Genomic DNA, 10261 nt, shown 5'->3' on the forward strand with positions numbered 1-10261 from the left:
TTTTACTGTAATTTTAGTGCTTTTTTTTTGTTAAATATCTAAAAAAAATCTTTTTAAAATAATATTTTTGGTTCTTGAAATATTGCTGTTTAAAAGGGCAAATGAATAAATTATTTTATCAAAACCTTTGATTTTTTATAGCATTATTGATAAAAAAACAATGTTTAAGTTTTTTAAACGGCAATTTACAAATGATTAATCTGAATATAACGAAAAAAAATTTTTTTATTTGAACGAAACGTATAAATTTGCGGGACTACAAGTTAAATTATAACTAATATAAATTATTTAAAACTATTAAAATTTAAAAAAAAATGGCAAACGTTAAAAAAGAAAGCAGTTCAAAAGGAGGAGGAATGATTTCAGGAATCATCATTTTATTATGCGTGGCGGTAGGAGTTGTGATTTGGAAATTCATCATGGGGTCACCTGCTAACTTTGAGGGAGGAAATCCAGAAACTGGACACCCAATCAATACATTAGGACAAGTTTATAAAGGAGGATTTATCGTGCCTATTTTGTTAGGGATGTTGTTAATGGTTATTACTTTTTCTATTGAGAGATTTTTTGTAATTTCTAAAGCTGCTGGAAAAGCGAACTTAGATGCTTTTATGGCAAATGTTCAGGCAAGTATTAAAGGTGGGCACATTGAAGAAGCTATTGCTACTTGCGACAAACAACAAGGTTCAGTTGCAAATGCAATTAAATCAGCCTTAGTGAAATATCAAGATGTTAAAAAAGAAGGATTCAACAGTGAAGAAGCTTCTGAAACTATTCATAAAGAAATCGAAGAGGTAACTTCTCTTGAAATGCCAATGTTAGAGAAAAACATGACTATCATTTCTTCATTAGTATCGTTAGGAACTCTTGGAGGGTTATTAGGAACTGTATCGGGGATGATTAAAGCGTTTGGTGCGTTAGCGTCTGCTGGAACTCCAGACCAGGCTGCACTTGCAACAGGTATCTCTGAGGCTCTTATCAATACTGCAACAGGTATCTCTACTTCTATCTTAGCTATTGTTGCTTACAACTTCTTTACTTCTAAAATTGACGATTTGACTTACTCTATCGATGAGGCAGGTACAACTATCGTTAATACATACAGAAAATTCAGAGGAAGTTTGAGACAATAATCATTTTTGATATTACGGTATCAAAATAAAAAACAAAAAGAATGGCTAAAATAAAAATGAAAAAGAAGTCAACATCGACAGATATGACTGCGATGTGTGATGTTGCGTTTCTTTTGCTTACCTTCTTTATTTTGACAGCTACAGCTAAAATTCCTGAGGCATTGCCAGTGGATACGCCAGCTTCAACAGTACAGGTAAAATTGCCGGATAATGATTTGGCTACTGTTTCTATTGGTAAGAAAGATGGTGTGAATAAAGTGTTTTTTGACTTAAAAGGCCGTGAGGTTCGTAAAAAAACACTTGAGTTGATGGCAGAAAAATATGGTGTGAGCTTTTCAGATGAAGATAAAGAAAAGTTTGCTTTAATGACTGATTTTGGTGTGCCAATTGGAAGTCTTAAACAAATTATCGACATGAAAGCTTCTGATCGTGTGAAAGCAGATCAGCCAGGTGTGCCAATGGATTCGCTTGATAATCAATTAAAAGAGTGGATTTATAATGCCCGTAAAGCAAATATCGAAGTTAACGATAGAGAATTACAAGTGGCAATTAAAGGTGATGCTAAGGAAGAGTATCCGGTTATCAGAAAAGTTATGGATATTTTGCAAGATCAAAATGTTAATACTTTTAGTTTAGTTACCGGATTAAGAGGAAAAGATTTTTAATTAAAAAAAATATACTAAAATGGCTGAATTAAATACCGACAGTGGCGGTGACAAAGGCGGCAAGGTAAGAAGTAAGAAGCAGAATTCTAAAGTAGATTTAACTGCGATGGTGGATTTAGCTTTCCTTTTGATTACTTTCTTTATGCTTACTACTTCATTGTCTAAGCCACAAGCGATGAGTTTGGGGTTGCCAGATAAAGATCCTAAGGATAAAACTGAGGATTTGAAGGTAGATGAAAATCGTACTATGACCATTATATTAGGTGACAATGATCAGTTGACTTTCTATATGGGATTGATTTACAATCCTATTGCAGGTCCTAAAAAGATTGCCTACGGAAAAGACGGTATTCGTAAAGAACTATTGAAAAGAAAAAAAGAAGTTGCTGCCTATACTGCTGCAAAAGGGAGACCTGATCAGGGAATGATTGTAATTATCAAACCAAGTAAGAAGTCTAATTATAAAAACGTAGTTGATATATTAGATGAGATGGCGATTAATGCTATTCCTACTTATACAATCGTTAATGATTTCTTGCCTGAAGAGGAGAAATTGTTAGAAGGAAAATAAGAGTATTCTTGTTTTCTTAATAACTTAATAATTAAGAGAAATGAAATTAGACATATTAAAAAATCAATGGGTTGATATTGTTTTCGAAGGTCGTAATAAGCTATATGGTGCTTACGAGTTGAGAAAATCTAACCGTAAAACTACAATTAAGGCGCTCCTTATTGGTGCTTTCTTTTTTAGTTTGGCAGTTAGCGCTCCTCTGATAATCAGTTTGATTCCTAAAGCAGAAAACGAGGAAGACAATGCTATTAGAGAAGTAAAGCTTACTAAAATTAAGTTGCCTCCTAAGAAACTGGAAGAGCCTAAAAAATATGCTCCGCCACCACCGCCACCACCTCCAAAAGTGGATCAGGTGAAATTTGTAAAACCGGTGGTAGCAAAAGCGGAAGAGGTAGTTGAAGAACCGCCTAAGATTGAAGAAATCAAGGATAAAAAGATCGGTGCTCAAACTATCAAAGGTGATCCGGATGCGGTGTTAACTGTAGCGCCAGCTGGAACAGGTCCTAAAACCAGCCAGGTAGTTGAAGAATCTGATGATCAGGTTTACAACACTGCCGGTATCGAAGTAAAACCGGAATTCCCTGGAGGTATGGAGAAATTTTATTCATTTGTGGGTAAAAACTACCGTACACCTGAAGAAGAAGGTTTGAAAGGGAAAGTATATGTTACCTTCGTAGTTGAAAAAGACGGATCGTTAACTGATATTAAAGTATTAAGAGATATTGGTTACGGAACCGGAAAAGAAGCGATAAGAGTATTACAGAAATGTCCAAAATGGAATCCGGGTATTCAAAACGGAAAACCAGTAAGGGTACTTTACTCTTTACCGATTTCAATTCAAAGTGCAGACTAATGCTAAGAAAATTTATTACAAATATTCAGAAGAAATCGCTTAAAGAGCGATTTCTTCTTTTTATAGGCATATTGTTTTTTATGCTTTATTTTGTTTTGGGGTTAATTGTCATCTTTATGAAAAATTTCCCAATCCGTATGCCAATGAATTACAGAATTGCTTTTGGAATTCTTTTAATTGTGTATGCTTTCATTCGTTGTGTTAGAATCATTAATGATAATAAAGAATAATTATGAAAAAAATAGTTTTGTTCTCGTTTGTCTTTAGTTTTTTTGCGGTTATTTTTTTTATTTCCTGCAAAGATTCAAGCCTAAAAAAAGATAAGGAGACTATTCTTAAAGGAAAGGTTACTCTTTTAGTAGATGAAACCGTAAAACCTTTAATTGAAGATCAGATTGCTGTTTTTGAAAGTACCTATAATGCTAAAATTACCCTTGTGGCAAAATCTGAAAAAGAGCTGTTGCAATCGTTTTTAAAAGATACTTCGGGCGTGGTGGTTTTGTCAAGACCATTAGATGAAAGTGAGACAAAATATTTTGAGCAATCTAAAATCAAGCCTCGAACTACAAAATTTGCTACCGATGCAATAACCTTTATTTCGAACAAGAAAGATTCGGATACTTTGGTTGCTTTAAAAGAAGTGATTTCTTTTTTAAAGGGAGGAGCTGATTCGAAAATAAAAGCTTTAGTATTTGATAATCCTAATTCAAGTACGGTTCGTTATTTGACACAGCTTGCAAAAATTAATGAGCTGCCTCAAACCGGTGTTTATTCTTTTAAATCGAATGAAGAAGTGGTCAAGTTTGTTTCGGAAAATGAAGGGATGATTGGGGTAGTAGGTGTTAATTGGTTGTTGCAACCTACAGAAAATATTAGAAAATATTTAACTAATATTAACGTATTAAGCGTTGAAGGTTTGGATAAAAATGCTTATTTTGCGCCAACTCAGAACAACCTGGCTGAGGGAACATACCCTTTGGCACGTGATTTGTTTATTATAAATTGTCAGGGGTCTTCCGGTTTAGGGATGGGATTCTCTTCTTTTTTAGCCGGTGAAATTGGTCAAAGAATTGTTTTGAAATCGGGAATGTTGCCTTCGACAATGCCAAGTAGAAAAATCATGATTAAAAGTAGGATAAAATAGTTAAGAGAAACGAATTAATGAAAATGAATCAATTAAATAAAGTTACAATGAACAAATTTAAAATTTTAAGTGTTGCATTTTTTGCTTCCGCTTCTGTTTTGCAGGCGCAAAGTATTGATGAAGTTAAGAAGCAAATTGATGCAGAACAATTTCAAAATGCTAAGACTTCTTTAAAATCAATTATAAAATCAAACCCTTCTGAGGGAAAAGCTTATTTTCTTTTAGGTAATATTTATTTGAATCAAAGTGTAATCGATTCGGCTAAAATTACATATGACCAAGGTTTGAAAGCTAAGGACGATGCTTATTTTAATAACATTGGATTAGGGCAAATTGATTTAGAGAAAAATGATTTAGCGGCTGCAAAGGCTAAGTTTGAATCAGTGAAAAGTGAAATGCGTAAGAAAGATTTCGAGGAGTATGTATATATTGCAAGAGCTTATATGAATAATTCCCATCCTGATTACAAAGCAGCTTTGGCAACTTTGGAATTAGCAAAAGAGAAGAATGGTTCTGAACCACAGGTGCTTTTAGCTTTTGGAGATGCTTACTATGGTGATAAAAATCAAAATCAGGCATTTATCTCATATCGTAATGCATTTCAGGCTGACAATTCTTTACTTAGAGCGAAAGTGCAGTTAGGAGTTTTATTGAAAGGAGCAAAAGCTTATAAAGAAGCTGTTGATGCTTACAATGAGGTAATTGCTTTAAATCCAAATTATGCGCCGGTTTATAGAGAATTAGCTGAAACCTATTATTACTGGGCATTAAATGTTCCTGGACGTTATGATCAATATATCAAGGAAGCCTTGTCTTATTATGAAAAATACATGTCAAAGACTGATTATTCTTTAGCTTCCCGTATGCGTCATGCTGATTTCTTAATCTTGGCTAAAGATTATAAAGCATTAGAAATTGAGGCCAATAAAATGAAAGAATTGGATAATGTTAATCCTAGAATTTTACGTTATTTAGGTTATGCTGCTTTTGAAAATGGACATAATGAGGATGCTATAGCTTCTTTGCAAAAATTTATCGATAATCCAGCGAATAAAGTTATCTCTTTAGATTATTTGTATTTAGGTAAGGCTAAAATCAAAAAAGGAACTATTGACGATGGAACTGCAATTGACCCTGTTTTGTATGCTGAAGGGGTTGCACTTATTAAAAAAGCGGTTGAATTAGAGCCTTCTGTTGCTGATGGTTTAGGTGATTTAGGAAAAGAATACTATGAGAAAAAAATGTTCAAAGAGGCTGCAGCAATCTTAGAAATTGCAACTTCTTACAAAGAAAGCAGAACATTCTTAATTGATAACTATTATTTAGGGAATTCAATTTATTTTGATAACGCTGGTAAACCTGTAGCTGAAAGAGATACTATTGCATTGAAAAAAGCTGATATTGCTTATGGAAATGTATTAGAAGCTTCTCCTGAAACAGTTGATGCTTATGTGTCACGTGCAAGAACAAATAGTTTGTTAGAAGATGATCAGGCAATGATTAAATACTATCAGGAATACATTGATCATGTTACTGCTAAAGGAGCTGAAGAGTTGGCTAAGCCTACTGTAAAAGCTAAATTAGTTGAGGCTTATAGCACTATGGGGGCAGGTTATGCTAACTTTGATAAAGCAAAAGCGATTGAACATTTTAATAAAGCTCTTGCTATCGATCCTGCCAATCAATATGCAATTCAGGCATTGAAAACGCTTCAATAATTGAATGATAGAATAGAATAAAAAGCCGGTTTTTGCCGGCTTTTTTTTATGGGCTTTTGTTAAGCTAATGATAAATTGAGTAATCTCTTTACAAATTAGTTATCTTTGCAGCCTAAATTATCAAAATGTTAGCAAAAGAAATTCAATTAGAAGTAAATAAAGGGGCTATGTTGCCTTTGATGGAAGAGTTTTATACGATTCAGGGGGAAGGCTTTCATACAGGAACCGCTGCTTATTTTATTAGAATTGGAGGTTGCGATGTGGGATGTCATTGGTGTGATGTCAAAGAAAGCTGGAATGCCGAATTGCATCCTCCTACAAAAATTAATCAGATTGTTGATAATGCAGCTAAATATGCCGATACGATTGTGATTACCGGTGGTGAGCCTTTGATGTGGGATATGGGATTGTTAACTTCAAGTTTGAAAGAGAAAAATTTAAAGGTACACATTGAAACTTCCGGAGCTTATCCTTTGTCGGGAACCTGGGATTGGATTTGTCTTTCGCCTAAAAAGAATAAATTACCTACTGATACCGTTTATGCAAATGCGGATGAGTTAAAAGTGATTATTTATAACAAGCATGATTTTATTTTTGCGGAAGAACAAGCGGAAAAAGTAAATAAAAAAGCTAAATTGTTTTTACAGCCGGAATGGAGTAAAAAGGAAGAAATGACTCCGTTGATTGTTGATTATGTTATGAATAATCCAAAATGGAGGGTTTCATTACAAACACATAAGTATTTAAATATTCCTTAGTTATGAATAAAATATTATTTTTAATTGTTTTTATTTGTTTTAGTCAAATTTCTTTAGGGCAAGAAACAGAACAAGATAATAATTTCTTAGTTAATAAAGAAAAGATGGATGTTGTTCCTATTTCTACCAAAGGAACTAAGTTATATGAATATATTGGGAGAAACTATCGTGTTCCTGATGTGCGAGGTTTGAAAGGTAAGGTAGTTGTTAATTTTGTCATTGATGAGAACGGAAATATTGGTGATTTTAATATTGTTCAAGATATAGGGCATGGAGCAGCAGAAGAATTAATTAGAGTTTTAAAGACAACTCAGGGTAAATGGAAAGCTGGAATTAAAGATGGTAAACCAATTAAAGTGCTTTATTCTTGTCCTTTGTCGATTGGGGGAGTATAATAAAAAAACACAAAAGCAAAAACTAGAATTGTTTTGTTTTTGTGTTTTTATTTAGAAGCTAAGTTTGGCTAAATAATCATAATGTTCTCCTTCTAGAATCAATTCGCATTGAAATCCATTGGCAATAGCAGCATTTTGTAAAGTGTTGTAATCTAAATAAAGCCAGGGAAAACTGTCTTCGGTTTCACCTTTGTACTGAATTGTGAATTCTAACTCTCCGTAATAAGAATTTGCCGGAACTTCAAAGGCGCCATCTTCATCTTCGTCAAACATATAAATGATATCGGAACTGTCAATTAAAATTTGTCCTCCTGGATTTAATAGAGATTTTAGCTTTTGCAGAAATTTTGGGGTGTTTTTCAGCGTGCCAAAAATTCCGGTTCCATTCATAAGAAGTAAAATGGTATCGAATTTTTCGTTTTCTAAAGTTAAAATGTCCTGAACTTTTACTTTCTGAATACCTCTGAGTTCACATGCTTTGATTGCGTTTGATGAAATATCAATCGCAGTTATATCAAGTAGCTTTTTATTTTGGAGATATAAACTATGACTTCCTGCACCGCAACCCACATCTAAAGTTTTTCCTTTAGCTAATTCCAGAGCTTTTTGTTCTATAGAAGGCATTTCTTCAAAAGTTCGAAACAAATAAGCAACACTCATTTCATCTTCTTCTGAAATGTTAGTTTCAGTAATAAGATTTTCGGGTTTATTGTTGGTTTGATAATCAAGAATAGCTTTGCCAAATAGGTCTTTCATAATGTTTATTAGCTTTGATGATAATTTGTTTCCTGATTTGAGTAATTTTGTGCTGTTGTTTTAATTATTAGCAAAAATCATAAATGCTCAAGCCTTCTTTAAACGAACTCGGAAAATTAGCCAAAGATAAGCAAGTTGAAAACAAAAAGTATTTTGATAAGCTTAAAAAGAAAACACCTAAGAATTTAGATTATATCATGCAGGATTTGCATGATGCCGAATTTAAAAAAACAGATTGTTTATCATGTGCAAATTGTTGTAAAACGACCGGTCCGTTGTTTACTTCTGCCGATATTGAACGGATTTCAAAACATTTGCGACAAAAACCACAGCAATTTATTGATCAGTATTTGCGTATTGATGAGGATAATGATTGTGTTTTACAAAAATTACCCTGCACTTTTTTAGATACTGATAATACTTGTTTTATTTATGACGTCAGACCAAAAGCCTGTAGAGAGTTTCCGCATACTGACAGAAAAAAGTTTCAGCAGATTACTGATATTACATTAAAAAATATTCCTGTTTGTCCGGCTGTTTATAACATTGTGGAGGAAATGAAACGAAAATTACCTTTGTAATTAAATAGTGTGTTGTCTTTTTAGAATAAGTAGTAAAGGCTTGTTGGTAAAAGCAATAATAAAACTGTATTTTTGAGCTTCAACTTTCAAATTAAATCACTTGAATTTAGAATACTTCATTGCGAAACGTCTCATTACTGCTAAAAATAATAAAAGCAGTATTTCGGCACCTATTATAAAAATTGCTATATCGGCAATTTCTATCGGTATGGTTATGATGATTGTTTCTGTTGCAACAGGAATTGGACTGCAGCAAAAGATTAGAGAGAAAATATCGGCATTTAACGGGCATATCATTATTGCTAATTATGACAATAATCAGTCCGATGCTACTTTAGTTCCTGTTTCTAAAAATCAAAAATTTTACCCTAAGTTTAATTCGGTCCCTGAGGTAAGCCATATTCAGGCTGTTGCCAGTAAAGCTGGGATTATTAGAACCGCCGAAGCTTTTGAAGGAATAGTTTTTAAAGGTGTAGGGACAGATTATAAGTGGGATAATATTAAGGAGTATTTGGTTTCCGGAAGATTGCCAGATGTTTCGGGGCAATTAAATCCTGAAGTGGTTATTTCTCAATATTTGGCTAATAGGTTAAAATTAAAAGTTGGAGATGGTTTTAATACCTTTTTTATGAAAGAGGGGCAAAGTAAATTGCCAAATGTTAGACGATTTAAAATTGTGGGTATTTTTAATTCCGGTTTCCAGGAATTTGATGCTTCTTTTGTTTTGGGAGATATCAGGCATATTCAGAGGATTAATAAGTGGAAAACGGATCAGGTAGGAGCTTTTGAGGTTTTTGTAAATGATTTTGATAATATAAAAACGGTTGGAGAGCAGGTTTATCAACATTCCGGTTCAACTTTGGATTCTCAAACAATTGTCGAAAGATATAGTTATATATTCGAATGGCTTCAGTTGTTTGACTTTAATATTGTGGTAATTCTTATTGTGATGATTTTGGTGGCAACCATAAATATGGTAGTAGCTTTATTAGTGCTTATTTTGGAACGAACACAAATGATTGGGATTCTAAAAGCTTTGGGTGCGAGTAATTGGTCTATTAGAAAAACGTTTTTGTATAATGCGTCTTATTTAATTTATCGCGGATTGTTTTGGGGGAATTTAATAGGTATAGGTATTTTGTTAATTCAAAAGTATTTTGGAGTTGTTCATCTTAATCCTGAAAATTATTATGTAAACGAGGCACCGGTCTATATAAATGTCTTTTATATAATATTGTTGAATGTGTTGACGGTTGCTGTTTGTTTTCTGGTTTTATTGATTCCTTCTTATATTATTACTAAAATTACTCCGGTTAAAGCGATACGTTTCGATTAGGTGAGTTTTGTTTAAATAGATTAAGAGACTTTAATGGTTGAAAACTGTTTTGGTCTCTTTTTTGTTAGAAGCATCTCGGTAGCTATCAGGCTTCGTGGTTTCTTTGCGTCCTTTGTGTCTAAATCGATTTAAAACCTTCCAAATTCCTACAAACATAAAAAGCTTCAAAATAGAAAAGCTTTGTTATCAGGTTGTTAAAAAATAGTTAGTAAAATAGTTGGTAAAAGGTATTGTGTAATTGAATAAAGGTGCTACTTTTGCACCCGCAACAGCGAAAACGTTCTAAGAAACATACTGAAAAACGGATTAATATTTAAGAAGAAATTTTTAAAAATAAAGTTTGGAGGTTGA

General features: G+C 33.1%; 11 protein-coding genes. 10 read left to right on the forward strand and 1 reads right to left on the reverse strand.

Annotation, left to right across the window (positions count from 1 at the left end):
* The first annotated feature begins 314 nt into the window (after positions 1-314).
* The 8 genes from B6A10_RS14530 (at position 315) to B6A10_RS14570 (ending at position 7237) form a co-directional block, all read left to right on the forward strand.
* Positions 315-1133, forward strand: a complete 819-nt coding sequence (locus B6A10_RS14530; protein ID WP_188221438.1) for a MotA/TolQ/ExbB proton channel family protein — start codon at positions 315-317, stop codon at positions 1131-1133.
* Positions 1134-1174: 41 nt separating this feature from the next.
* Positions 1175-1798 (forward strand): ExbD/TolR family protein, encoded by a 624-nt coding sequence (locus tag B6A10_RS14535; protein ID WP_026715082.1) that lies wholly within the window; start codon positions 1175-1177, stop codon positions 1796-1798.
* Positions 1799-1817: 19 nt separating this feature from the next.
* The gene (locus B6A10_RS14540; RefSeq protein ID WP_026715083.1) at positions 1818-2369 is read left to right on the forward strand and encodes an ExbD/TolR family protein; all 552 of its coding nucleotides are present in this window, start codon (positions 1818-1820) and stop codon (positions 2367-2369) included.
* Between the two features lie 40 nt (positions 2370-2409).
* The gene (locus B6A10_RS14545) at positions 2410-3222 is read left to right on the forward strand and encodes an energy transducer TonB (protein WP_026715084.1); all 813 of its coding nucleotides are present in this window, start codon (positions 2410-2412) and stop codon (positions 3220-3222) included.
* A 232-nt stretch (positions 3223-3454) separates the two neighbouring features.
* Positions 3455-4366, forward strand: a complete 912-nt coding sequence (locus tag B6A10_RS14555; RefSeq protein ID WP_188221439.1) for a PstS family phosphate ABC transporter substrate-binding protein — start codon at positions 3455-3457, stop codon at positions 4364-4366.
* Between the two features lie 47 nt (positions 4367-4413).
* Entirely contained in the window at positions 4414-6084 is a 1671-nt protein-coding gene (locus B6A10_RS14560) for a tetratricopeptide repeat protein (protein ID WP_188221440.1), read from the forward strand.
* Positions 6085-6209: 125 nt separating this feature from the next.
* Entirely contained in the window at positions 6210-6842 is a 633-nt protein-coding gene (locus tag B6A10_RS14565; protein ID WP_188221441.1) for a 7-carboxy-7-deazaguanine synthase QueE, read from the forward strand.
* A gap of 2 nt (positions 6843-6844) precedes the next feature.
* Complete coding sequence (locus tag B6A10_RS14570; protein WP_188221442.1) at positions 6845-7237, forward strand: energy transducer TonB; 393 nt, start codon at positions 6845-6847, stop codon at positions 7235-7237.
* 51 nt (positions 7238-7288) lie between these two features.
* On the opposite strand, the gene B6A10_RS14575 is transcribed toward B6A10_RS14570, so the two are convergent.
* A complete protein-coding gene (locus tag B6A10_RS14575; RefSeq protein WP_188221443.1) occupies positions 7289-7993 on the reverse strand; it encodes a class I SAM-dependent methyltransferase in 705 nt (234 codons plus the stop codon).
* An 83-nt stretch (positions 7994-8076) separates the two neighbouring features.
* On the opposite strand from B6A10_RS14575, the gene B6A10_RS14580 reads away from it, so the two are divergent.
* Both B6A10_RS14580 and B6A10_RS14585 read left to right on the forward strand, forming a co-directional pair.
* Positions 8077-8574 carry a YkgJ family cysteine cluster protein gene (locus B6A10_RS14580; protein WP_188221444.1) on the forward strand — a complete coding sequence of 166 codons (498 nt, stop codon included), beginning with the start codon at positions 8077-8079 and terminating at the stop codon, positions 8572-8574.
* 100 nt (positions 8575-8674) lie between these two features.
* Positions 8675-9910, forward strand: coding sequence for an ABC transporter permease (locus B6A10_RS14585; protein WP_188221445.1), 1236 nt, complete (start codon positions 8675-8677; stop codon positions 9908-9910).
* Positions 9911-10261 lie beyond the last annotated feature (351 nt).

This window comes from Flavobacterium pokkalii, from assembly GCF_014596575.1.
Classification (GTDB): Bacteria; Bacteroidota; Bacteroidia; order Flavobacteriales; family Flavobacteriaceae; genus Flavobacterium; species Flavobacterium pokkalii.